Source organism: Vibrio sp. Isolate25 (assembly GCF_022398025.1).
In the GTDB taxonomy this organism is placed as follows: domain Bacteria; phylum Pseudomonadota; class Gammaproteobacteria; order Enterobacterales; family Vibrionaceae; genus Vibrio; species Vibrio coralliilyticus_A.
In genome coordinates this window covers 294,176-319,150 of record NZ_JAKEUT010000001.1, presented here as the reverse complement: position 1 = coordinate 319,150, position 24,975 = coordinate 294,176, and the positions used below count along the sequence as shown (strand labels likewise).

The following is a 24,975-nucleotide window of genomic DNA, read 5'->3' as shown; positions in this document are numbered from 1 at the left end:
TTTGGAGATTAAGCAATGGACAACACACTGAAGTTTGCAGATAGCCACGAGTGGGTACGTGACAACGGTGACGGCACAGTAACTATCGGTATTTCAGAGCATGCACAAGAAATGCTAGGTGACGTTGTATTCGTAGACCTACCTGAAGTTGAAGCAGAGATCGAAGCGGGTGATAGCTTCTCTTTGGTTGAATCTGTAAAAGCAGCTTCAGATATCTACGCGCCAATCACTGGTGAGATTCTAGAAATCAACGAAGAGTTAGAAGATAGCCCAGAGCTAATCAACGAAGAACCTTTCGAAGGCGGTTGGATTGTTAAAGTGAAGATGTCAGACGCATCAGAGCTAGACAATCTGAAAAGCGCAGAAGAGTACCTAAACTCGATCGAAGACGAGTAATTAGGACGAGTTTAAAGCTGCCCCCGAACGGGAGGCAGCTTTTTTTCAAAGTTCGGACGTATAATTATTTATATCAGTAATGATATCCGATACCCGAATGATGGAGTAGGTAAAGGACAATGACTGAATTACTTCAAAGCCTCAGCACACAAAATGAGTTCGTTGCTCGCCACAACGGCCCAAATAAATCTGACCAACAAAAAATGTTGGATGCGATCAATGTTGCCAGTCTTGACGCACTGATCGACGAAACCGTACCAGCTCAAATTCGCCTAGAACAGCCAATGACAATGGCTGAAGCATTGAGCGAAGCAGACATGCTGGCTGCGATGCGTGAATTCGCAGATCAAAACCAAATTAAACGTACATTCATAGGTCAGGGTTACTACAACACCTTTACGCCAAACGTGATTCTACGTAACGTATTGGAAAACCCAGGCTGGTACACAGCTTATACCCCTTACCAACCAGAAATTTCTCAAGGCCGTTTAGAAGCACTGCTGAACTATCAGCAAATGGTGATGGACTTGACGGGAATGGATATCGCTAACGCGTCTCTTCTTGATGAAGCAACTGCTGCTGCTGAAGCTATGACACTATGTAAGCGTGCCGGTAAGAGCAAGAGCAACGTTTTCTTCGTCGCAGATGATGTTCACCCGCAAACGCTAGAGGTAGTTAAGACTCGCGCCAAATACATTGGCTTTGACGTACTCATCGGCTCCCTTGAGTCACTTCCGGAACAAGATGTCTTCGGTGCACTGGTACAGTACCCAGGTACTACGGGTGAAGTCCGCGACCTGACGGACATCATCGCCAAAGCACAAGCCAACAAAACACTGGTTGCCGTCGCCACTGACCTACTTGCTTCAGCACTATTGAAGCCAGCAGGCGAAATGGGTGCAGACGTTGTCATCGGCTCCGCTCAACGTTTCGGCGTGCCTATGGGTTACGGTGGTCCACACGCAGCCTTTATGGCGACACGTGACAAGCACAAACGTACCATGCCTGGTCGTGTTATCGGTGTATCTATCGATACAAAAGGCAACCAAGCGCTACGTATGGCCATGCAGACTCGTGAGCAGCACATCCGCCGTGAGAAAGCGACATCAAACATCTGTACGGCTCAGGCGCTACTGGCAAACATGGCGTCATTCTACGCGGTATACCACGGCGCAGAAGGTCTACGTACTATTGCTCGTCGTACTCACCACATGACAGCTATTCTTGCAGCTGGTCTGACTAAGTCAGGCTATGAGCTCGCGCACAACAGCTTCTTCGATACCATTACTATCAACACTGCTGGTAAGACAGAAGAGCTGTACGCGAAAGCACAAGCAGCAGACATCAACCTACGCAAGCTAGACGGCAAGCTAGGTGTGAGCTTCGATGAGACAACGACAACAGGCGACATCGAAGCGCTATTTGCCGTATTCGGCGTAAAAGAAGAAATCAACGCGCTTTCTTCTGAAATCGCAGGCAACGAGTTCGCAGCAATTCCTGAAGCGCTTCGTCGTACTTCAGAATACCTAACTCACCCAGTGTTCAATACGCATCACAGCGAAACGCAGATGATGCGTTACCTGAAACAGCTTGAGAACAAAGACTTCTCGCTGACGCACGGTATGATTCCGCTGGGCAGCTGTACTATGAAGCTGAATGCCGCGGCTGAGATGATCCCTGTGACTTGGCCTGAATTTGGCTCAATTCACCCATTCGCACCAATCGAACAAGCAGCGGGCTACTCAGCTCTAGCGAAAGACTTGAAAGAGAAGCTGTGTGAAATCACAGGCTACGACGATTTCTCCCTACAGCCGAACTCAGGTGCGTCTGGTGAGTACGCAGGTCTCATCGCGATTCAACGCTACCATGACAGCCGCGGTGAAGGTCACCGTAACGTTTGTTTGATCCCAAGCTCAGCGCACGGTACTAACCCTGCGACAGCCTCTATGGTCTCAATGAAAGTGGTCGTAGTGAAATGTGATGACAACGGTAACATTGATATGGCAGATCTTGCCGCTAAGATCGAGAAGCACAAAGACAACCTGTCTAGCATTATGATCACTTATCCTTCTACGCACGGTGTATACGAAGAGCAAGTGAAAGAAGTGTGTGAAATGGTCCATGCGGCTGGCGGTCAGGTTTACCTAGACGGCGCAAACATGAACGCACAGGTTGGCTTGACGTCTCCAGGCTTCATTGGCTCTGACGTTTCTCACTTAAACCTTCACAAAACCTTCTGTATCCCACACGGTGGTGGTGGTCCGGGTATGGGCCCTATCGGTGTGAAATCACACCTAGCGCCATTCCTTCCTGGCCACATCGAAAACGGTGTTGAAGGCGAAGACTTTGCAGTCTCTGCGGCAGACCTAGGCAGTGCTTCTATTCTACCTATCTCTTGGGCTTACATCGCCATGATGGGTGAAGCTGGCCTTACAGATGCAACTAAAGTTGCGATTCTGAACGCGAACTACATGATGGAGCGCTTACGCCCTCACTACCCTGTTCTTTACCGTGGTACGAACGGCCGCGTAGCACACGAATGTATTATTGATATTCGTCCGCTTAAAGAAGAAACAGGTATCAGCGAAGAAGATATCGCGAAGCGTCTAATGGACTACGGCTTCCACGCACCAACTATGTCGTTCCCTGTTGCAGGTACGCTAATGGTTGAGCCAACAGAATCCGAAGATTTAGAAGAGATCGACCGCTTCTGTGACGCGATGATCGCCATTCGTGAAGAAATGAACAAAGTGAAGAATGGCGAATGGCCACTAGAGAATAACCCTCTGGTTAATGCACCGCATACTCAAGTTGATCTGTCTGCTACAGAATGGGATCGCCCATACTCGCGTGAGCTTGGCTGTTTCCCTTCACCTGCCACTAAGTCTTGGAAATACTGGCCTACCGTTAACCGTGTAGACAACGTATACGGTGACCGTAACCTAATCTGTTCTTGTCCTAGCATCGAGAACTACGAAGACTAAGTTATTGCTCCTGTACAGATAAAAGTAAAAGTATCCACCGGCATAGCCGGTGGTTTTTTGTATAGAGAAAAAACTCAGCTAGGCTGAGGGTCTCTATACAAAAAAACCAGCGACGATGTCACTGGCTGATATGTGCTTAGTTTGTACAGGCTAGCGGTTAAGGTACGCAACTATGGCGAATTACTGCTTCTTACCGCTTACTTGTACGTAATCGATGCCAATAATACGGTTGATGATACCCATAACAGAGCTTGTATCAGAATTTGTTGAGTGAATTGTTTCAACCGTAGCGTCTTCTGGTACTAATTCCATTGCACGATCTTGAGTGTTACCAGGAACTTGGAAACCGACAATATTGAAGCTTTCAGCGTGCGCTGTGTAAACTTCATCGTTATGAGTAATACCTGAACAACCTGCTAGAGATACAATGCCTAAGACACACAATAACTTTTTCATAAAAATACCTTAAGGATAATGGAGAGTTAAGATAGTAAGTCTATGGTTCCAACTGCCAACAACGTGTGAATTAACGTTTAAAGGTTTACTTTGCTAATATTTAATTTTAGCTGTAATGACAAAACATCTACGACAGAGGCATAATTATCTAGACTAAATAAATTCATAAGGAAACAGTATCCCTATCAATGTGGAGCATTATTCCAGAGCTGTTTTGTAATTACTGTATGAGTTTGTAAGACTAATTGTTACATAGCTAATAATTCCCTTACTAGATAATAATGATAAATACCTCACCCTTTAAGGCTGGCTCTGACAAGCCCTTACGGTTGTATTGTATTGAGCACAGATATCCTCTAACCATGGTCACTCTTGGTTTGGTTACACAGCCATCAGTCTCTGTTTCTAAACCACCGAAATAATCAAGTCGTCATTGCTTACAGTCAACATTAAGATTATACCCTTGTAGTACTTTTAACTTATACGAAGCTACGTAAGTAAGTCTTTTTTTAGTTATTCAATATTGCATATTGAGCTAAGTATCTTCGTGATAAGTGACTGAAATTAACAATCAAATACTTTTCAATCTAGTCAACGAATTCAATTCTGATATGAGTTTAATCAGAAAAAAAGATAATGACCAAAAACACATACAAACTCTTACATTCTCAGGACAGATAATTTAATAGACAAATAATAGAGTTTTCCTCTCTTAAATTTTTGGGAAAACGACATGAACCACTTTCGAAATATATTATTTGCGTTACCTTTTATTCTCTTAGTTGGATGTAATTCAGGTAAAGAGACAACCAAAGCTCAAGTGAAGCCCAAGGCTGATTACGTATTTTCATCAGCTAAACTTGAAGAGTTGTTAAAAGAGCAACAAGAGCTCCAACAAGAAGCCATAAAGCTTGATTATGATGGTGTTCAATATAAAACCATCTTGTTTGCGGAAGATATCAGTGGTGTGCAAAAAGTCGTTAAGATTGCGGATAGCTTAGGTCAAAGTGTGGATCTATACCTTCCTGATGCTGGATTTGGTGACTGTGCAATTTATAGTGAGGGTAATTTTATTGATTTTTTTGATTGTGGTGCGGCTCAACGCTCAATTGGAAATGATACAACGTTAATTAAAACAACGACGAATACTAAAAAACAAGTGACACTTGAATATCACAATGAAGGGATTCAATACGTTACTACCCTCGGGTCTACCATTCTGAATAACACCAAAAATGGAAACAAGGTAACGATCACTACATCCTTTGCCTTCAACGCATTTTATCGTGATGTACTTCAGGACACAGGCACTGTTGAGCGTATTAGATCTACTCTTGGCGCGACAACTTATTCACAACTTTTCGATATCGTTAAGCTATATCAAGGTTTTGAGATGACTTTGAAATTTAATAATCATATCGGTGGTAGTGCTGATGATGATATCAACATGTACACTGGTCTCATGATAAATAGAAATAATATGGCCACAATCGTTACTCCAGTGGGTTCTGTGTTTTCTGGCGGCACAGATCTATTCGCAGCGGGTAATCCACGAGTGTTACAACGAGCAGACAACACTAAGGCCATTGAGTTAAATAAGCAAATCGGTGTGCATAGCTGGGGTGAGGGCAATAAAACAGCCAAAGATTTCCCTTACACTAACGAAAGTCATCGTAAACAAGCAACTTACTTTAAGCAAACGCTGGGAGAAAAAGGTATTGATTTCTATATTTTCACTTTGGATTCTGCACCGGCAAGTGGCGAACATTGGATGACCAAATCTGACTCAGACAAATATAGTTTCATCACCCATATTGAGTAGATTCATCGGTACTCGCGTTATTTGGCACGGGTCATAAAGCCAAATATTAAACGCTTACCATTTAAAAAGTTAGGACTTCTCTAGCGTACTGATTGTTGGTAGAAATCAGACTTACCCTAACCAATTAGCGCAGAGCTAAGAAGGGCGAAGAGCAAGTCCTCACAAGAGAAGTTGTGAGTAAAATATGGAGCTCATATTTCTACAATGGAAACAGATTAAATAGGAAAACAGGAGCTTCCACCATCATGATTTGAGAACGTCACCCTCTATTGTGATCATTTATCTCGGTCAAAAACGATTGGTGAGCTCCGGCATGCTACAGATAAAGAACCCAATCAGTTCGGTAGCAAACTTCGATTAAAGAAAGGAAAAAAGATATTACTTTTTATAGCTCAGGAATTGCCTATCAAGATCTTTATATTGCGTAAATAGCTTTAGATAAATACCTATCCGAGGAAAATAACCATGAATAACGCTAGCTTTTTAAAAGTAAACGGCAACATCATCGATGATATAATTGATCTCACGGTGGAAGAATCTCAAAAACATCTCATTGCTAGCAACGCAGAGTGGCTTGCGCAGGCAAGTTTCAACGACAGCTGTATCAGCTACGCCATTTATTTAGACCAAAAGCCGGCAGGGCTCATCTCCCTTATCGATCCAAGACTACTCGACAAGTTCGATGATCACTTTCAAAAAGAGCACTTGTACGTGTGGCGTGTCATGATTGACCATCGCTTTCAAGGTAAGGGATTGGGAAATCAAGCGATTAACTTCAGTAAGCGATATGCTTCAATTATCGGTTTACAAGGAGTGTCCCTGACCACAATGGATAAAGAAGAAGGTAATGCGCTCTCTGTTTATCAAAAGCTTGGCTTTACCCCGACAGGCAGAAGGCTTGATGACGAAATTGAATTAATTTTTAGTTTCAATAACTAATTTAAATTTATATTACATTATTAATTAGCAGGTAAAAGTATCCACCSGCATAGCCGGTGGTTTTTCATATGCGCCTACTGGCTACCCCCTAGCAGGCACGTGGGGGTGCCTATAACTTTTTCCTTCGGCCCGCAAACCGGCTACCTGAATACGGGATCGATAATTGCTCTCCCAACCGCTAAATAAGTTTTAAAAATAGCGGTGGAGCCCAAATAGTTTCATGTACCAAAACCATTTTTGAGCACATATAAAAAATCCCCACGAAAAAAGTTAGTGAGGAATATCATACGATCCAAAGTTCGTTCAAGTCCTAAACCGAACGGCACTAACCCATTTGGTTCGCCTTTTTACATCTGGATCTTTTCTATTTTAAAGGATCGTTATCAGGCAATGCACTGTGGATCCATAATGCGAGTCTATGCTTGATATTGGCACCGTCAAGTTTGCTATCAGGTAACGGCGTTATTTGCTTAGCATCAACCAAAAATAGGTAAATCGCTTTGACTCTCACTGGTTGAGGCGACTGAGGCAGCTCGAATCCCTGCATCTTAGCCATCTTTGCACCTATTTCTAGCGCTTTCTTAACCAGCTTATCTTCATTGTGCAGCTTGGAGTTTTTTGACATTGATAGAGTCCTCTATAAAGAATCCGCTTAGAATACATTAAGCTTCCAATTAGGCATGTTAACCGGCTCTCAGATTGAGATCCCATGTGATTGACTCACGCCTTGTCATCCAGCAGCTTAGCGAAGAAATCTCTCAGAGCATTGTCTTCGAACTCCAATAGATTGTCACCAACATACCATTCTATGATGGATTGATTTGGATGCGCGGTGACTTGTGGGTGACCGAACCAAATACCTTCTTTAGTGGCAAAAGCGTGTTGCAGCTCTTTCACTTCTTGACAACTAAAAGGAACAATTAGATGCAGCATATTTGACTGAGGTTCAGCGGGTCTCACTGCAAGAGCCGGATACTCTCGGATAATCTTGTAAACTTGTTTAGTTCGCTCAAAAAGTGCAGGCAGTTTTGCCAATCTATCGTCAAACTGCATTGCCGCTGACACAATATAAGGTGTGCGATGATAAACGTTTCCTCCCTGACGTTTCATCCAAATCGATGCGCGCTCAACAAATTCCTTTGATCCTAGTAGCATAGAGCCACCCAGACCGTTGATCCCTTTGTAAAGTGATACATAAGCGGTATCAAAGCCTTTAGCGATTTGATGATATTCCTTCTGATAATAGGCAGCGGTTTCCCATAGTCTTGCACCATCCATATGGAGATGGATATCATCCGCTGAGCAGTAAGACTTAATCTCTTCTAAACTTTCCCAACTTGGCAGTTGGCCACCAATTTCACGCATTGGCAATTCATACAATACCGCCGCAATTTCATCCGGCCATGCCTGGAGATCACTTAATGACCATGCCTGATATAGGTTACCAACCGGAAGAATACTGAAACGATTTTGCAGTTGGTAACCTTGCCTTTCATGGACATAGATATGGCTGGAAGGGTGCATCGCCACCACTGGATTGCGTTTCTGTTTGGTGACCAACTCCAACACGGTTGGTTGTGTCATCGTTCCCGTGATGACAAACAAACCAGCTTCATAACCAAGCAAATCCGCCACTTTCTGCTCAAACGCCTGAATGGTTTCTCCTTCGCCATATATATCGTGAGCGACATTATGCTCCTCACACCATGCTGCCATTTTGGCAAAGTGCTCGGCGGGTGATTCTTCTTTATTGCCGGGTAAAATCGTATGACAAAGCTGTTTCAACTGACTGCTCATTATTATTCTTTCCTTGAGTTTGTAGAGATGTTTGTTTTCCGCCATCGCCTATGGGTAAGCGTTATCGGTCCATAGGCTTAAACTGCAATTCAACCAACCGCTGGTACAGATCACAGCTTTGCAGTAACTGATTATGGTTGCCCACATCCACAAGCTGACCGCTGTCTAACACCGCAATCTGATCAGCATGCTGAATCGTCGACAAGCGATGAGCAATGATGAGGGTCGTACGGTTGTGCATAAGCGCTTCCAACGCTTGTTGAACATGGTGTTCACTCTCGCTGTCTAGTGCGCTGGTCGCTTCATCCAAAAGCAAAATTTTAGGATCTTTGAGAATAGCCCGTGCGATGGCGATACGCTGACGCTGGCCACCTGACAAGCGCACTCCCCGCTCACCAAGGAAGCTATCGTAACCTTGTGGTAATTTCATGATGAAATCATGTGCGTGTGCTTTTTTCGCGGCTTCAATTACTTGTTCATCTGTCGCTTCAGGGCTGCCGTAGCGAATGTTGTGTAACACATTATGGCTGAACAAAGCAGGTTGTTGAGGCACCAACGCCATTTGCTGACGCAGTTGATTAGGGTCCAGTTGGCGAATATCAACGCCCCCTAAAGTCACTTGCCCTGATTGTGGGTCATAGAAGCGCTGTAGAAGTTCAAACAGTGTCGTTTTACCTGCGCCAGATGGCCCAACCAAGGCCAATACTTTTCCTTCTTCAGCCTTGAGTACTAAATTCTCAATTGCAGCATGTTCTGGTCGCGATGGATAATAGAATGTAACATCCTCAAACTTCACTTCGCTGGTAAGGTACTGAGCCGAGACGGCTTTATCGTTTGGAGCAACAATATGGCTTTCGACGTGCAGAATTTCAACCAACCTTTCGGTGGCTCCTGCCGCGCGCTGCAATTCTCCCAGCACCTCAGAAATGGTTGCGAGTGAAGAAGCCACCATAATGGCATAAAAGACAAACGCGCCGAGATCACCTCCAGACATAGTTCCATGGATAACATCACGACCACCCACCCAGAGCATACCTGCGATTGCGCTAAACACGATGACAATCACACCCGAAATCAATATTGCACGTTGCTTAACCCTTTGCCGACCAATCTCAAACGCCCGCTCAACCTCCATAGCAAATGAAGCTCTTTCTTGTGCTTCATGGCTGTAGCTCTGAACCGTTTTGATATGCTCAATGGCTTCACCTGCATAACTCCCTACATCAGCCATTGAGTCTTGACTCTGACGGGACAAAGCTCTTACTCGGCGGCCATAAAACAAAATAGGGACGAGAATAAAAGGAACCGATCCTAGAACGATCAGCGTCAATTTGATATTGGTTGCAAACAGCATGATTAACGCGCCAATGCACATCAAAGCGCTACGCATCGCCATCGAAAATGAAGAGCCAATGATACTTTGCAGCAAAGTCGTGTCCGTTGTGATCCGCGACATGATGTCACCACTACTATGAGTCTCAAAGTAGCTAGGGTGCAGAGTTATCACATGGTTGAAAACCGCTAACCTAATATCGGCACTCACGCGCTCTCCTACCGAAGAAACAAGGTAAAAGCGAAAAAAGGTCCCAATTGAAATCATCACCGTCAGTAAGAGGATGAGTTGAATAGCATTACTGAGCTCTTGCGTCGACTGCTGGGCAAAACCTTCATCTATCAAAAGTCGTACACCTTGGCCAACTGACAGTGTTAATGACGCCGTCAAAACCAACGCCACCAGCGCGGCGATAACTTTCCACTGATATGGTCTAATGAATTTAATCAGTTCTAGAAGAATGCCGAGATTCTTACTTTTTCCTTGGGAGGATGAGCCGGTTTGTTGATCAGGGGTGGACCCCGTCTGACGCTGCTCAGCACTTTGCATAAATACGCCTTGGTTAGTAGCAGTTCAGGTCAAAGCGACAACTAGCTTCCACCATACTATGCGAGACAACTGTTAATGAGATTACCACTGGGTCTTGAGATCATTCAATACTTGTCACTTGAGAGGGTCTTAGTAGCGATTAGGTCGCTAACTTCTAAACGAACAACGCAGCGGTACCCAACCCGTATCATTTTGTTACATCCTCTCAAGCATATGACTCATTTACGGCATTAAAGCCTTTTGAATATGGATGCAACCTCCTGATTGAGAACAAATATCATTCCTCTCATAAGCCGTTACAATTCTATGTTGGCGAATATGTCTCTCAAGTGATTTAATTTAACTACTACCAAGGAGGTATGTATGAGACGATTCGAGAACATACTTTTTGCTACACAAGGATTTCCCGGCCATAGTGATGCTCTAGGCCAAGCACTTCGAATTGCTGCCAACAATCAGGTACCTGTTGCTGGCTTAGTTGCCTGCCCTGACTTCCCAGGTGACATGCAGCAGTATCAGCAAACCTACCAACAATCTCTACGCAGCTCTGTACAACAGAATATTGAGCAGATCCGTGAAAAGAATGACATTTCACCTGAGCAAGTGCCATTCCCACTCACCGTTAAAAGTAGCGAACAACCTGCGGTTTGTATCATTCAAGAAGCGATTACAGCCAATCACGATCTGGTGATCAAAGAAGCTGAACCACTCAATGAAGGCACTGACGGATTCAAAGCCATAGATATGACGCTGCTACGTAAATGTCCATGCCCAGTTTGGTTACAACGAGTGAGTGATAAGCCTAGAGGAAAACGCCGTGTTGCAGTTGCTATTGACCCAATGACATCGAGTGCAGAGCAACATGATCTCTCGTTACGCTTACTTGAACTTTCTCGCTCAATTGCAGATACCTGTGACAGCCGCCTTCACATCATTTCTTGTTGGGAACATTACTTGGAGAACTATCTCGACAATCACGTATGGATTCAAGTCGATGAAGAACAACTCACCAACGATATTTTGAACGCACGAAAAAATCACCAGCAAGCTCTGCAGATGCTTATCGACGAATCTGGTATCTCAGGAGATATGGTGATACATCGAATTCATGGCAAGCCAGATGAAAAAATACCTGAAAATGTCGATGAGCTGGAAGTCGATGTGTTAGTTATGGGTACTTTGGCAAGAACCGGTATTTCAGGTTTTGTGATCGGCAACACCGCGGAGAATATATTGCAATCCATCAATTGCTCATTGGTGGCCCTTAAGCCTGAAGGCTTCGTCTCGCCGATAGGATAAAGCCACAAGTTGTTTTACTGATCCTACAACCTATTTCAGTGTTTTGAAAGTTCGCTTAAAAAAGCGACTCAGGAGGAAAGTATGAAACCACTATGTCCAATTTGTCATACGGAAATGCTTGAACGCTCCAATATCCACATCTGCCCAAGAAATGACATCGGTGATTGTTCTTTCGATGCCTTAAGTCTCGGAGAGAGCGAACCAGCTTCTTTGCTAAACCAGGAGCAGACAATGAGAGAATTACGCTCGTATACGGTATCAGAGTGCAAATAACCCTATGGTAATCTTGTAAAAAATAAAGAGTGCAGCACCGTTGAGGCCGTCTACTATTATTAGGCGGTCTCTGGTTGCACAGGTAGATAAATAAATCTGTCACCGCTATTTCCTGTTCACTGTCAACTCAATGGATGAGTGCTATTGAATAAACCAACTCTCAATAAACAGATTCAATTACCTAACATTTATTCACTAGCTTGGATGGCTTTTCCTCTGCTGCCGCTAGCTATTTTTGTCACGCTCATCGACCTCTATCAGCCAGGAGGGGTAAGTTGGCACGCCAGTTGGGTTCCAGGGCTAGGCATAAACTTAAGTTTTAAGTTGGACGGATTATCCTTCTTGTTTGCATGTTTGATTAGTGGTATCGGGGCACTCATTCAGACATACGCACTGGCTTATCTCAAGGGTACCTCTGCGCGGTTTTCTTTCCATCTTTATCTGACGCTATTTATGCTCGCTATGTTGGGGGTGGTGACGAGCGATAACATTGTTCTTCTTTTTGTGTTCTGGGAACTGACCACCATCACCTCCTATCTCTTGATTGGTTTTCATCATGAGAAAGACAAATCACGCAAGAATGCATTGCAATCTTTAATCGTCACAGGAGCTGGCGGCCTCACCTTATTGGCAGGCTTGATTCTGCTAGGTGAAATGGCTGGCAGTTATGAAATGAGCACCATTATTGAGCAAAGTGCAGTCATCGCGCAGCATGACTGGTTCGTTCCTTCACTCACTCTGATTTTGCTCGGTGCATTTACCAAGTCGGCACAATTCCCATTTCACTTCTGGTTGCCCAACGCTATGGCTGCCCCAACCCCTGTCAGTGCCTATTTACATTCCGCTACTATGGTTAAGGCGGGTGTGTATCTTCTTGCCCGAGTTGCGCCTATCTATTCGCACAGCGACATTTGGTTTTATACATTGGGTATCTTTGGCGGCTTCACGGCCATTTGGTGTGCATTACTAGCGCTTAAGCAGACTGATTTAAAGCTCATGTTGGCATACAGTACCAATGTAGCATTAGGCAAATTAGTTCTACTCATTAGTATCGGGACTGAGTTTGCCGTAACAGCTGCACTTCTGTTTATTTTGGCACATTCGTTTTACAAAGCAGCACTGTTTATGGTCGTGGGCAATATTGATAAAGCGGCAGGAACGCGTGACATTCGAGTACTCCATGGCTTAAAAACGGTGTTAGTACTCAGCCTCATTGCTGCCATCATTGCTGCCTTATCGAAATCTGGCGTTCCACCTTTGCTTGGTTTCTTGAGTAAGGAGTACATGTACAAATCTGGATTAGACGTCAATTTACTCACGACTGCCGTACTCTTTGTAGTTAACGTCACCATGGTGGCTCTCGCGCTTGCACTAGTCATTAAGCCTTTCTTTAGCGCACATGAGGGAAGCCCAGCGCCCACGAAGAAGATAGAAGTGAACAAAGGACTTTGGATACCAGCAATGCTGCTTGCGATGGCCAGCGCAATCGCACCGATATTAGGCTTAGAGTGGATTAACAACAACATCGTCAAGCCGGGTGTTTTGTCGAGCTTACCAAACTCAGCACCAGAAGCCGCCAAGTTATGGCAAGGGATTAACTTACCCTTAGTACTAAGTGTGTTTACTCTGCTGCTTGGTTATATTTTGTATCGCGTCTATCCAAGCTTATTGAAGAGTTGGCAAAGCAAATTCACGACACTGCCAACCGCAGAGTCCATGTTCGACAAGATAATGAGTAACATGATCCGCTTAGCACAATGGCAGACACAGTTACTACAGCAAAAACGTTTAAGCCGTTATGTACTGCTTTTCTTTGTTGTATTAGCTGGTGTGTTATTGAGCAGTCCACTGTCGGTTCCACAAGAGCGCTTTACAGCTTTAGGTGACATCAGCTTTTATGAAAGCAGTATTGCTTTGTTGCTCATAGCTTCAGCGCTCGTGTGTACCTTTACCACTTCCCGACTGCTGGCGGTGTCTTCCCTTGGGGTGGTGGGCTTTATGACGACCTTGGTTTTCATGCTTTATAGCGCTCCTGATGTCGCAAAGACCTTGCTGTTGGTTGAGACCTTAATGGTGGTATTTGTGGTGCTATTGATACGCCACATCCCAGGGTTATTGACAGTGCCTCAACATTCGATGCGCCGGAAACTTATCCATGGCGTCATTGCTGGTGTGATTGGTATGTCAGTGACAGCACTACTCATCAACATTACAGCGCAACCTTTAGATTCCACACTGGCCGATTTCTTTGCAAAGAACAGTGTTCCAGGTGGGCATGGACGTAACATCGTCAATGTGATTCTGGTGGATTTTCGTGCCTTCGATACCTTGGGTGAAGTCATCGTCGTTGTCATGGCTGGGATTGTAGCTGTGAGTCTATTGCAAACGCATTATCATAAACGCAATCGTATCCGCTCCCTCATTTTTGCAACGACAGCTCATATTGTGGCGGCATTGATGTTGGTATTTTCTCTTTATCTCTTGTTACGCGGTCATAACGAACCGGGCGGCGGTTTTATCGGTGCATTAATCGCCGTAATCGGTTTTGCGCTCCTGATGTTTGCCGAATCACCAAAGTATGTTCGCGAACGCTTGTATTACTCACCATTTAGTATCGCTCTATTCGGCATTTTCCTAAGTTTTGTGGCTGGTTTGATGAGCTTTGCTTTCAACCTGCCGTTTTTAACCGGTTTATGGTGGAAGGATATTTTACCGCTCGGCACGCCGTTAATATTCGATGTAGGTATTTATCTCGCCATTATTGGTGGCGTGATGGGGATGCTGCTGCGTGTGAATGAGGAGCTGGACTGATGGAAATACTATGGAGCCTTGTTGTCGGAGTGTTTGTTGCTTCTGGTATTTACCTCATGCTAGAGCGACACATATTACGTTTACTTTTTGGTTTGATCTTATTAAGCAGCGCCGTAAACATCGCGATTTTCACCGCTGGACGACTAACACCAGGGTTACCACCGCTGATTGATACACAGTCCATATTACCACCAGAAGGGGCGGCAAACCCGCTCCCTCAAGCTTTGATCTTAACTGCCATTGTTATTGGTTTCGGCCTGCTGGTTTTTGCTTTGATGCTGTTTTATCGCGCGTATTCAGAAGCAGACTCAGCGGATATCGATGCCATGCAGCGCTCAGAGGAGGATGAATGACAACGATTTGGCTGACATTACCTGTCGTGATCTCACTCCTCACTGCTGTTGCGATTTTTTGCGCAAAGCGAAGAAATGAATTGGTCGATGCGATAAGCGGTACCAGTGCAATCGCGACTTTAGTTATTGGTATCATGCTGACACAGAGTATTATTCAAAGTGGTACTCAGGCGGTGGCTTTTGGTCAGTGGGCAGCGCCATTTGGCATCGTCTTTGTGGCAGATTATCTCACGGTGGCGATGGTAATGGTGACAGCCATTATTGGTGTTATCAGTGTGTTTTACGCCATGGCAGATCTGCAAAGCAAGCGCTCATACGGCACCTTCCATGCACTCATACATGTATTGCTTTCCGGGGTGTATGGCGCGTTTCTTACTGGTGATATTTTTAACCTCTACGTCTGGTTTGAGGTGATGTTGATTGCGTCCTTTGGCTTAATGATCTTGGACGGTTCAAAGAAGCAAATAGATGGGGCTGTGAAATACGTAATGCTCAATCTCATTTCAACCTTAGTCTTTTTACTCGCAATTGGTTTGCTTTACGGTGCGACTGGCACACTGAATCTGGCTGATTTACATACCAAGGCCTCCCTAATTGCACCCGACACTAAAACGTTACTCGCCGCTCTATTCTTATTTGCTTTTGCAATTAAAGCCGCCTTGTTCCCTGTTTTTGCTTGGCTTCCCGCTTCCTATCACACCTTACCAAGCGCTGTTGTTGCCTTGTTTGCAGCCTTACTGACCAAGGTCGGGGTATACGCCCTCATCCGTACATTCACTTTAATTTTTCCGTTATCAGAAAGTGGATGGCAACCCACCTTAATGTGGGTAGCGGGGCTGACAATGCTGACAGGCGTATTAGGGGCGGCAAGTCAGCACAATATCAAAAGGATTCTATCGTTCCATATCATCAGCCAGATCGGGTACATGATCATGGGTTTAGCAGTCTATACACCAATAGCGATCGCTGGTGCGGTTTTCTACATCGTCCACCACATCTTAGTGAAAGCAAATCTATTCCTAATCGGGGGTTTTATCGAGCGTAAATATGGCTCTGGCAACCTCAATCAGTTAGGTGGCGTGTACAAAGCCATGCCTTGGCTCGCGTTCTTGTTTCTTGTACCTGCATTTTCACTGGCAGGTTTTCCACCGTTGTCTGGGTTCTGGGGTAAGTTTCTCGTTATCAAAGCGAGTTTACAGGCCGAGCATTACTGGTTAGCAGGAACGGCACTATTGGTTGGTCTACTAACGGTATTCTCGATGACCAAAATCTGGAATGAAGTCTTTTGGAAACCGTCGCCGCAAAATATAAAGCAAAAACCTCTGAATCAATACACGCAATGGCTGTACTACGCGCCAATCACAATATTAACCACGCTGAGTCTGATTATTGGTTTGGCTGCTGAGCCAGTGTACCAGTTTGCCATTCAAGCCGCTGAGCAGTTACTTGAACCGCAAGAGTACATCCAAGCCGTGTTGGGAGAAAGTCGAGTAGAACACCTCAACGGACATGCCACGGGAGGGACACTGTGATTTACTTTTTTTTGAATCTATTCCTCGCGCTGGCATGGATGTTACTCAATGGTGACTATACCAGTGTGAACTTTATCGTCGGCTTTGTTGTGGGCTTCTTTGCTTTGAGACTAAGCCAACCGTTTGGATTGGAAACCAGCTATTTCCGGCGCTTTCGATCTTTGATAAGCCTGCTGCTGTACTTCTGTTATGAGATGATAATATCGGTAGCTAAAGTTGTCTGGGATGTGATCACCCCCACTCATTTAAGTGACCCTGATATTGTTTATGTTCCGTTAGACGTTGAGTCGGATTTAGAAATCTCGTTACTCGCCAACATGGTTTCACTGACCCCTGGTAGTCTGAGCTTAGATGTCACATCAGATAAGAAGTATATGGTGGTGCATGCCATGTTTGCTCCCGAACACCAAAAGGTAATCAGGGAAATAAAAGATGGGCTAGAAAAGCGGATTTTGGAGGTGACTCGTGGCTGAGTGGTTATCAATGAGTATCACGTTTGCCTACCTAGGTTTATTGCTCAGCGTCGTCATGGCGTTCATTCGTTTGATTCTCGGGCCAACATTAGCAGATAGAGTAGTCGCACTTGATCTGATTGCATTTATCACTGTAGGTTTCATTGCTGTTTACACGTTAGACAGCGGACAAGCGTCATTGTTGGATGTCGCTATCACACTCGGCTTGGTCGCTTTCCTAGGTACGATTGCCTTTGCAAGGCTGATCTTCAAAAGAAAAGAGGACATGTCATGAACATTGCTGTTGGAATACTACTCTGTCTTGGCACCCTGTTTATTTTAATCGCCAGCCTCGGAATTTTGCGAATGCCCGATTTATACACGCGAATGCACGCAGCGACCAAAGCAGGGACTGTTGGTTTAGCTTCACTGCTATTAGCCGTCGCAATTGCAATACCGGATGTTACGGTCGTTTCAAGAGTCATTGGCACCATGCTATTTATTTTTATCACTGCACCTGTGGCTGCACACTTGCTCGGTAAGGCAACCAGAGAAAGTGGTTACCAAATCTGGCGCAAGAAAAATTAAACCGCAGAGTCTCCCTTTTCTTTATAACGCACTCTGCCTCGGTCACAACACCTCCAGTGCATATCAAAGCAGTTGTTGCAGAAAAGCCAGTTGCTGCTCTTCCTGCTCTGTCATTTGGTACTCTTCATCCGTCAGCGTACCGGAATCAAAACGACCAACTGGATAACTCTCAGCATCGCTCTGCCCATAACCTGCTTTTTCTCCGGGGTGACCTGACATACGTTCAATCACCACATCACGTAGCTCTAGAGCGATCTCGCCCTCTGGCAAGACTCGTTTAAACGCTTTTAACTCCAATGTTTGCTCACCCTCTGACAATCGTTGCTTCTCAACTAAAGACGCAATGGCTTTACCGCCTTGCTTGTAGAGGTTCGCACGGAGTCTGTATATGCCTTCTTTATCGATTTGTAACGTGACCGGAATCTTCATATCCGGCCCCTGAGCATATCCTTCTGATACCGACACCACACTCGCGACTGAATGATACAAACGCACATCGGCACTAACAATATCTTCTCCTCGCTCAAAGTCGACACGCGCGATTAATCTCAGCTCTTCAGGCCAATCTTTACCCGGCGTAATTTGCCACTGCATTTCATCCGCAGATAAGGTCGCGAGATTCTTCTGCGTAGCGACAGAGACGACCTCCAGTGAAGCACCAAGCACGGCTTGCTGCGTTTTGAGCTCAACCGCAATCTGCTCAGGATGGAAGTATCGATATTTTTTAACGCCCAACGAAGCCGTTGATTTGCCGTCCAATATCGGAGTTTCAACCACTTCGAATGCATTCCAGTTCAAGTAAGGACTGCTCTCATTAACTATCGGTTGAGAGTATGATGGGTATTGAAGGATTTGTTGATGTTTGATGGCCACTTGCTTTAATTTCAATGCCACTGCCTTCGTCTCGATAGAGTTTGCTCTCTTTGTCGAGGCCGGCTTTGAAATAACAAAGCGATTGTCCCCTTCAGGAAGGGGAGCAGCATCATGACCCACTTTTCCCCTAGGCTTGGCGTATTCGGATGTCTCAACGGGGTTTGGCCAAAAGATGAAGCCTGCTGCTGTCAACGCAGTGATGAAGCTGAATACCCATAACTTAGTCTTCATAAGGTTCTCCAGGAAATCAGGGCTGGGACATCATACTCAGCCCTGCATACGATCAGTTTAAGCCAACCGCAATTTCAGACATGGTGTCTTTATTAGACCCTTGTACGTACAGATATTTGGTTCCCCACCAGCCATTTTCTTTGTAAGTTGTAACCCCGACAGACTGTCCGTTGGCTAGCGTCACATCCGTCACACTAGAGGTGACTTCCCCTTTGTGTTTAGGGCCCACAACATCACTATGGCTGTAGTCGTCTCCCATGATCAACGGATAGTGCTCAGGCATAAAGTTAGAGACGCCTTTGCTTTGTGAGGCGATCTTGCCGTTCATCGCTAAGCTTGTTGAACAGCTGTCGTAACTTCCTGACTCTGCTGCGCCACAAGAGGAATGCGCCGCCACAACACCGTCATCATTGCCGGGAAGAAAAACCGACGTCGTTTTGAAATAGTCAGTCCCATTACCAATAAATCGAATTCGAGGAATGCGGTGCTCTGACAGACGCGCTATCTGGCGTGCATTGGAGACTTTTAGATCATTGAGTACACCTGAGTTTTCCTGATTAGGCATTTCCCCCAGCCACAGTGAAATAGCGTAGCGCATCGCACTGTTTGCCCAGCCTCCTCCTTCGATGATGTTGACCACGATATCCCCAAGCTCAGAGCCGCCACCAGCACCAGCAAAATCGTAAGTAGCGACAACATTCAGAGGCTCTAACCCAGCGTTAGTCAGCCAGTTTTCCTGATTGTCTAGCAGGTATCGTGCAACAAGGTCACCAGCGGAGTGCGTCACAAAAATACACCCTGACTGGCAGGTTCCATTGCGGGACAGCTCTTGGAGTTTAGGCCAAGCGTATTCGCTGGAGATTTTGCCTTCAACACGTTCATAAGCAGGCCAGTCAATCCGAGCGTCAGCGTATTGGAGCCAGTACTCTTTCCAGTAATCTTCACCTTCAAGCTCAACCTGAGCAGCATCAGGTTTGGACTGCAATTGATCCGATTGAAAGCCGTGAATAAGCACAACCTTGTAGTTTCCTATGGCAGCATGTGTGAAACTAGAAAACGCAATTGCCACTGCAATGGAGGCAATCTTTGTCATTATTTTCATGATGTTATTAACCTTTTCGTCCTGAAATTAGCGTTATTTGCTTTGTCATCAGCGAGCAAAATTCCAAACATCGAAACCACTTTTGCTCGTTAAATAGGATTAGTCTTCGGCTCTCTTTTATTCAACTCATCCGATGAGAGCCTTTGCACTAGGTTAAAAAAACAACACTTAGATGTTAATAAAATGTGATATCACAAGGGATTATACGAACAATTGATATGAATTTTTTTGTTTATGGATTAGGCATCACCAAAAAGACTCATTTTACTGACATGTGGATCACCTAATGAAATGCGTAACCATCCGAAATTCCTGACTTTTTATAGCAAAACCTCATTAGAAGCGTTTTGTCAGAACGCTGCATCACATAAACTGTTTACAAAACCCTAAACTGAATGTGCCATGATTACTTGGAAACAACCGCTACAAGATTTCGAATGGTTAATACATCAAATCTGGTATCTGGAGCTGGCAGCAGACGATGTCATCGAGCAGCAGCCAAGGCTCATCCCCAATCCAAGGGCTCATTTGCTCTTTACGCCGGACGAACAAAAATACAGTTACGACAGCGGCATAACGAAATTTGAAGGTAAAGGGAGTCACCTGCTTTCGGTGAGTGATCAATTACTGTCATTAGACGACTCTGTCCCACTAAAACGCATAGGTATCACTTTCAGGCCAGAGGGGCTGTACCTACTCAATTCTTCTGTCGGTCATCATCTTAACCAATGTGGCTGGCCTACTTGGTTGGATACGTTTTTCGGACCCGCACTCCACAACCAGCTATGGCAATCAAATGACAAATCAAATCTGCTTGACGTATTTCATCATCATTTCCACCAGCTCAACCTAAATAGCAAAAAAGACCGCGCTTTCTCTATTACACAGCAAGCGACCAAAATAGTAGAAAATCGCCTATCCGACTGGAGTATCGAACAGATTGCCGACCAATGTGCATGTTCGAGGCGAACACTAGAAAGGTACTTCAAACAAGTTACTGGGCTAAGCGTGAAACAATATCTTATGATGATGAAACTGGAAGAAATTGTGCTGTCTATCTATGAGCAAGATACCGAGCCCGACTGGGCTGAATTTGCACAAGCATTTGGTTTTAGTGATCAATCCCATTTAATCCGTCAGCTCAAAAACCAGCTCAATCGGACACCAGCTAAGTACCTCAAAAACCGAGACCTGACTATCGACATCTACGGGGATTTTGAATAGCACTTGTCGCAAATATCCAATTTTCGGCGCGGATATTGATCTACCATGCTGAGCAAATTGAGAGGTACACAATGACATACAAAAAACTAAAACGTGGTGAATCAATCTCCTTTGGCGACTCACTAAACATCAAATTGATTCAACGCGAAGATCTAAATGACATCATTCCAATGCTTAACGACCAAGAGGTAAACGCCTACTTATTCTTTGCTCCCGCAGAGGAAAGCATGTTCCACGCGTTTTTTACCCCAATCATTGAAAACACTGAACGCGCAATAACCAAAGGTGAATGGCCAGATAGCCCAACATTTGTGATTAGAGGCAAACAAGGCCATTACATGGGCATGTGCGGATTATCTAAGGTGATGTTTCTCGAAGGTAACTACGAAGTCGGGTATCAACTTCCCGTCCATGCATGGGGCAAAGGGATCGCTACTCGCGCCTGTCGTTTGCTCACTGATATTGCATTTACTGAGTTAGGTAGCCACAAAGTCAGTGCTGAGTGCTATGGCGCTAACACAGGTTCATACAAAACTATGGAGAAATGCGGTTTTACATTTGAAGGTCGCCAAGTTGACTACTACAAGGTTGAATCAGGATTCGACGATAAAGTGTATTACGGTATAACGGCTAAGCAGTATTGGGCACTAAACAAGTCCTAAAAACAACCTAGGTAAAGGTGCGCGCTTACCTCAATCTATAGCCGCCGACTCCGGCGGCTTTCTCATTCAGTCCAACCACTTCTATTTGACGTAATCCCGTGCTCATCGCTAGTATCAACCTCACAAATACTAGAATGATAAAAATTAATATGGCAGAACAAAAAGTACGTTGGGGCATTGTCGGGCTGGGTAAAATTGCACATCGATTTGCCGCCGATCTCACTCAGCATGTCGACAACGCTTATCTATATGCCGTCGCAGCCAGAGATGAACAACGCGCTGCTGCTTTTGCCCAGCAATATCAGGCTGAGCGCGCTTATTCTTCTTATCAAGCCATGGCAGAAGACCCAAATGTTGATGCCGTATACATTGCGACTATCCATCCGTTTCACAAAAGCATGGTTGAGCTGTTCTTAGATCATGGCAAGCATGTTCTGGTTGAAAAGCCGGCGTTCACTAACACCCAAGACTGGGACGACATGAAGGCACTGGCCGATAAACAAGACCTCTTGCTCATGGAAGCAATGAAGTCAGTGACTTTTCCAGCTTACCGAGCGCTACGGGATTTCATTCAAAAAAACAGTATTGAGATAGAATCAATCGAAGCGGCGTTCGGCAACTGGCATGAATTTGATGTTCAACAACAAATTTTCAACCCTAACTTATGCGGCGGTGCGACTTTAGATGTCGGCGTTTATGCGCTCTGGCTATACGCTGATCTTTGCCAGCTCAAACAGAGTGAGATCCAACCACCATCGGTGACCTATCAGAAGCACAACAATGAATCCAAGGTAGACGAAACCGTAGAGTTTACGTTTAGTCACGGTATCCAGGGTAAGATTGGCGCTTCAATCAGCCAAAACCTAAAACGCGTCGCGACAATACGTGGGACAGAGGTCGAAATTGTTATCCAAGATAAGTGGTGGAATCCAACCGTCATTGATGTCACTTACAAAGGTGAACATACCCAGATCTCACACTTACCTGCAGGCGGTGGATTTGAGTTTGAAGCTTCTCATTTATCCCAGCTGATCATTGATGGTAAATCGAGCTCGGACTTTGTTCCTCATGAAACCAGTCGCCAGGTGATTGCTCTCATGGAGCGAAGCCTAAAAGACAACGGATTCTCGCACTTACTGCACGCCTCTCATCAATAGTCATAATAGCGCCAAGCTTTTCATTCAGAATTGCCCAATGATCTCTCCAACCACAGGTAAGACAGAGGTGACGAGTAGCAACGCCATCAGCTTATTGAAAGCTTTCAAATAGGCTGGTTTGTCTAAGTATCGGCGTAACGAAGAGCCAAACACCAACCACACGCCAACACAAGGGAACGAGGCAATAAAAAACATCGAGGCGATGGTCAGGTTTTGAGTCATATACCCTTCACCTATTGTCGTAAATGCGGATATCGCACCAATTGCCACCACCCAAGCTTTGGCATTGACCCACTGAAACAAAGCTCCGTTTAGAAAACCAAGCGGTCGATTTCGAGCTTTCTCAGCACTCACACTGTCAGCCATGGCGATCTGCAATGCGAGATATAAAAGATAAAGCGTTCCCATGACTTTGACCGCCAAAGAAAGCTGAGGGAACAAAGAAAAAAGTTCGCCAAAGCCCAGCCCTACCAATAGCAACATCAAAGTAAATCCAACACAAATACCGGTTAACAGCGGCAGGCTGCGTTTTACTCCAAAATTCAGTCCAGATGTCATCACCATTATGTTATTTGGCCCCGGGGTCACTGAAGATGAAACCGCAAACAAAGCGACAGAGAGTAGGTATTCCATAATAAAAACCTCGACGTTTATTGGTTACTACCACCGAATGCAACCGAAAATAAACATTATAATGAACGAATGAATTTTATAATGAACACCAGAAAAACGTTTGTCAAATTATGCTATCGTTTTTTATAATGAACGGAAACACACTGACCAGAGAGAGCGTTGTGGATCAAAGTAAACCGCCAATCGAACAAATCGCTGCCACTCTTAATGCTGAAAGGTTGAATGCTGGCTTAAGTATCGCTGAGGTCGCAAGACGCGCTAACATCGCGAAATCGACGCTCTCACAACTCGAAAATGGCGTTGGAAACCCAAGTATAGAGACGCTCTGGTCCATCTGCGTTGTCCTTGACATTCCTTTTTCTCGTCTAATCGAAACACCAACTCCAACGACCAAAGTCATTCGCTACGGTAAGGGAGTGAGCGTGTTTTCGGAGCAAAAGGATTACCAAGCCGTGTTACTCGCAGCCAGCCCAGCGAATGTGTGCCGCGACATCTATTGGATTGAAGTCAAACCCGGTCAGCCATTTATCTCAGAACCTCATCACCCGGGTGTTGTAGAGCATGTGGTTATTGTCAAAGGTCGAGCGAAACTCGGGTTGCAATTGGACCCTCATGAACTAGAGGAAGGGGATTACATTTCCTACCCCGGAGATTTGCCACATATGTTTGAAGCGTTGGAAGAAGATACACGAGCAATGTTGATTTCAGAATATCGGTAGAAATGAAAAGGCGAGCAACATGGCTCGCCTTTCGCATTATTAGCTGTCAGTTCGATATCAAATTTCATAGAACCAAGAATCTTGCTGCAAATCCAGCAGCTCTGGCTCGCCCCCTTCAAGCTGGTACAAATGGAACTGTTGTAACGGCGGAGAGTAGACATGCAGCGTAACCAGAGGCTCATCATCAGCCTGCAAATTGGAAATTTGGTGAATATCGTTGTCTTTGCTGACAGTCACGCTACCTTGCTGGTAATGGGAGGATTGAGACGCGTAAATATGGCCGTTCGCTGCCGTTTCAAATAAGGTCTCTGTTGCTTCACCATGCAGTACACGCACGCCACAGGCGGTATTTAAGTGGTCATGAATTTTGCTTCTCTGACCATTTAGCCAACTCAAGATGAGCACTTCACAGTGGTCATTTTTAAACAGACGCTTTCGGCAATAACTGTCTTTATCAAAGCTGGCTAATGCCTTTATTTCAGTGTCATTCAAAGCCACGTTTTCAAGTATGAATCTTATCGTTGCAAGCGACAGTGGTTTGTTAGACAACTTAATTTGCTCCATAAGCTCCTGAAAATTAAGTCGGTAGTCGCTATCAAGTAGCGCAGCCAGAGCTGGAGCTTGCTCCTGAGTAATCGCTGAGTGTCGCAAATTGTCCTCCTCACACATCCTGTTATGTTTTGGCAAGTCGCCTAATGTCTATAGGTGATGAACGAGTAGACAACAAGATGCATAAAAAGTATCACATAGAAGTGCCGTTCGTAGAATGTCGTCACGAATTAACAAGTAA

General features: G+C 44.9%; 24 protein-coding genes. 16 read left to right on the top strand and 8 right to left on the bottom strand.

From position 1 onward, the window contains the following. Positions 1 to 15: 15 nt before the first annotated feature. Complete coding sequence (gene gcvH, locus L1D15_RS01380; protein WP_006961445.1) at positions 16 to 396, top strand: glycine cleavage system protein GcvH; 381 nt, start codon at positions 16 to 18, stop codon at positions 394 to 396. Positions 397 to 515: 119 nt separating this feature from the next. Next, positions 516 to 3,380, top strand: a complete 2,865-nt coding sequence (gcvP, locus tag L1D15_RS01375; protein ID WP_239874425.1) for an aminomethyl-transferring glycine dehydrogenase — start codon at positions 516 to 518, stop codon at positions 3,378 to 3,380. 180 nt (positions 3,381 to 3,560) lie between these two features. Here gcvP and L1D15_RS01370 read toward each other — a convergent pair whose 3' ends face one another. Continuing rightward, on the bottom strand, positions 3,561 to 3,836 hold the full coding sequence (locus L1D15_RS01370; protein WP_239863704.1) for a hypothetical protein: 276 nt from the start codon (positions 3,834 to 3,836) through the stop codon (positions 3,561 to 3,563). 733 nt (positions 3,837 to 4,569) lie between these two features. On the opposite strand from L1D15_RS01370, the gene L1D15_RS01365 reads away from it, so the two are divergent. Then, positions 4,570 to 5,658 carry an alpha/beta hydrolase gene (locus tag L1D15_RS01365; protein ID WP_239874424.1) on the top strand — a complete coding sequence of 363 codons (1,089 nt, stop codon included), beginning with the start codon at positions 4,570 to 4,572 and terminating at the stop codon, positions 5,656 to 5,658. 465 nt (positions 5,659 to 6,123) lie between these two features. Next, entirely contained in the window at positions 6,124 to 6,597 is a 474-nt protein-coding gene (locus tag L1D15_RS01360; RefSeq protein ID WP_239874423.1) for a GNAT family N-acetyltransferase, read from the top strand. A 364-nt stretch (positions 6,598 to 6,961) separates the two neighbouring features. Here the strand turns inward: L1D15_RS01360 and L1D15_RS01355 are convergent, their stop codons facing one another. From L1D15_RS01355 to L1D15_RS01345, 3 genes are all read right to left on the bottom strand, one after another. Continuing rightward, a complete protein-coding gene (locus tag L1D15_RS01355) occupies positions 6,962 to 7,222 on the bottom strand; it encodes a DUF5062 family protein (RefSeq protein WP_239864528.1) in 261 nt (86 codons plus the stop codon). 95 nt (positions 7,223 to 7,317) lie between these two features. Continuing rightward, entirely contained in the window at positions 7,318 to 8,394 is a 1,077-nt protein-coding gene (locus tag L1D15_RS01350; protein WP_239874422.1) for a beta-eliminating lyase-related protein, read from the bottom strand. 61 nt (positions 8,395 to 8,455) lie between these two features. Continuing rightward, positions 8,456 to 10,276: an ABC transporter ATP-binding protein/permease gene (locus L1D15_RS01345; protein WP_239874421.1), complete on the bottom strand. Its 1,821-nt coding sequence runs from the start codon at positions 10,274 to 10,276 to the stop codon at positions 8,456 to 8,458. Positions 10,277 to 10,639: 363 nt separating this feature from the next. Here L1D15_RS01345 and L1D15_RS01340 point away from each other — a divergent pair, with 363 nt between their 5' ends. The 8 genes from L1D15_RS01340 to mnhG all read left to right on the top strand — a co-directional run bounded on the left by L1D15_RS01340 (position 10,640) and on the right by mnhG (position 17,584). Next, complete coding sequence (locus tag L1D15_RS01340) at positions 10,640 to 11,575, top strand: universal stress protein (RefSeq protein WP_239874420.1); 936 nt, start codon at positions 10,640 to 10,642, stop codon at positions 11,573 to 11,575. Positions 11,576 to 11,656: 81 nt separating this feature from the next. Then, on the top strand, positions 11,657 to 11,848 hold the full coding sequence (locus L1D15_RS01335; RefSeq protein ID WP_239874419.1) for a hypothetical protein: 192 nt from the start codon (positions 11,657 to 11,659) through the stop codon (positions 11,846 to 11,848). A gap of 204 nt (positions 11,849 to 12,052) precedes the next feature. After that, positions 12,053 to 14,659, top strand: a complete 2,607-nt coding sequence (gene mbhE, locus L1D15_RS01330; RefSeq protein ID WP_239875099.1) for a hydrogen gas-evolving membrane-bound hydrogenase subunit E — start codon at positions 12,053 to 12,055, stop codon at positions 14,657 to 14,659. After that, positions 14,659 to 15,012 carry a Na+/H+ antiporter subunit C gene (locus L1D15_RS01325; protein WP_239864534.1) on the top strand — a complete coding sequence of 118 codons (354 nt, stop codon included), beginning with the start codon at positions 14,659 to 14,661 and terminating at the stop codon, positions 15,010 to 15,012. The genes mbhE and L1D15_RS01325 overlap by 1 nt, the downstream gene beginning before the upstream one ends. Then, entirely contained in the window at positions 15,009 to 16,544 is a 1,536-nt protein-coding gene (locus L1D15_RS01320; protein ID WP_239874418.1) for a Na+/H+ antiporter subunit D, read from the top strand. Before L1D15_RS01325 ends, L1D15_RS01320 begins: the two co-directional genes overlap by 4 nt. After that, the gene (locus L1D15_RS01315) at positions 16,541 to 17,017 is read left to right on the top strand and encodes a Na+/H+ antiporter subunit E (RefSeq protein ID WP_239874417.1); all 477 of its coding nucleotides are present in this window, start codon (positions 16,541 to 16,543) and stop codon (positions 17,015 to 17,017) included. Before L1D15_RS01320 ends, L1D15_RS01315 begins: the two co-directional genes overlap by 4 nt. 10 nt (positions 17,018 to 17,027) lie before the next feature. Then, positions 17,028 to 17,291, top strand: a complete 264-nt coding sequence (locus tag L1D15_RS01310; RefSeq protein WP_239875098.1) for a monovalent cation/H+ antiporter complex subunit F — start codon at positions 17,028 to 17,030, stop codon at positions 17,289 to 17,291. Next, positions 17,288 to 17,584, top strand: coding sequence for a monovalent cation/H(+) antiporter subunit G (gene mnhG, locus L1D15_RS01305; RefSeq protein WP_239874416.1), 297 nt, complete (start codon positions 17,288 to 17,290; stop codon positions 17,582 to 17,584). The genes L1D15_RS01310 and mnhG overlap by 4 nt, the downstream gene beginning before the upstream one ends. A 63-nt stretch (positions 17,585 to 17,647) precedes the next feature. On the opposite strand, the gene L1D15_RS01300 is transcribed toward mnhG, so the two are convergent. Together L1D15_RS01300 and L1D15_RS01295 are read right to left on the bottom strand one after the other, a co-directional pair. Next, positions 17,648 to 18,688, bottom strand: a complete 1,041-nt coding sequence (locus tag L1D15_RS01300) for a hypothetical protein (RefSeq protein WP_239874415.1) — start codon at positions 18,686 to 18,688, stop codon at positions 17,648 to 17,650. Positions 18,689 to 18,740: 52 nt separating this feature from the next. Next, on the bottom strand, positions 18,741 to 19,790 hold the full coding sequence (locus L1D15_RS01295; RefSeq protein ID WP_239874414.1) for a hypothetical protein: 1,050 nt from the start codon (positions 19,788 to 19,790) through the stop codon (positions 18,741 to 18,743). Between the two features lie 402 nt (positions 19,791 to 20,192). Between L1D15_RS01295 and L1D15_RS01290 the strand changes: the two genes are divergently transcribed. The 3 genes from L1D15_RS01290 (at position 20,193) to L1D15_RS01280 (ending at position 22,833) form a co-directional block, all read left to right on the top strand. After that, positions 20,193 to 21,014 (top strand): AraC family transcriptional regulator, encoded by an 822-nt coding sequence (locus tag L1D15_RS01290; RefSeq protein ID WP_239874413.1) that lies wholly within the window; start codon positions 20,193 to 20,195, stop codon positions 21,012 to 21,014. Positions 21,015 to 21,085: 71 nt separating this feature from the next. Beyond that, on the top strand, positions 21,086 to 21,676 hold the full coding sequence (locus tag L1D15_RS01285; RefSeq protein ID WP_239874412.1) for a GNAT family protein: 591 nt from the start codon (positions 21,086 to 21,088) through the stop codon (positions 21,674 to 21,676). Between the two features lie 149 nt (positions 21,677 to 21,825). Then, positions 21,826 to 22,833 (top strand): Gfo/Idh/MocA family oxidoreductase, encoded by a 1,008-nt coding sequence (locus L1D15_RS01280; protein WP_239874411.1) that lies wholly within the window; start codon positions 21,826 to 21,828, stop codon positions 22,831 to 22,833. A gap of 24 nt (positions 22,834 to 22,857) precedes the next feature. Here L1D15_RS01280 and L1D15_RS01275 read toward each other — a convergent pair whose 3' ends face one another. Continuing rightward, on the bottom strand, positions 22,858 to 23,466 hold the full coding sequence (locus L1D15_RS01275) for a LysE family translocator (protein ID WP_239874410.1): 609 nt from the start codon (positions 23,464 to 23,466) through the stop codon (positions 22,858 to 22,860). 161 nt (positions 23,467 to 23,627) lie between these two features. On the opposite strand from L1D15_RS01275, the gene L1D15_RS01270 reads away from it, so the two are divergent. Further along, positions 23,628 to 24,185 (top strand): XRE family transcriptional regulator, encoded by a 558-nt coding sequence (locus tag L1D15_RS01270; RefSeq protein WP_239874409.1) that lies wholly within the window; start codon positions 23,628 to 23,630, stop codon positions 24,183 to 24,185. Between the two features lie 57 nt (positions 24,186 to 24,242). Here the strand turns inward: L1D15_RS01270 and L1D15_RS01265 are convergent, their stop codons facing one another. Then, the gene (locus L1D15_RS01265; RefSeq protein WP_239874408.1) at positions 24,243 to 24,836 is read right to left on the bottom strand and encodes a cysteine dioxygenase family protein; all 594 of its coding nucleotides are present in this window, start codon (positions 24,834 to 24,836) and stop codon (positions 24,243 to 24,245) included. Positions 24,837 to 24,975: the final 139 nt, after the last annotated feature.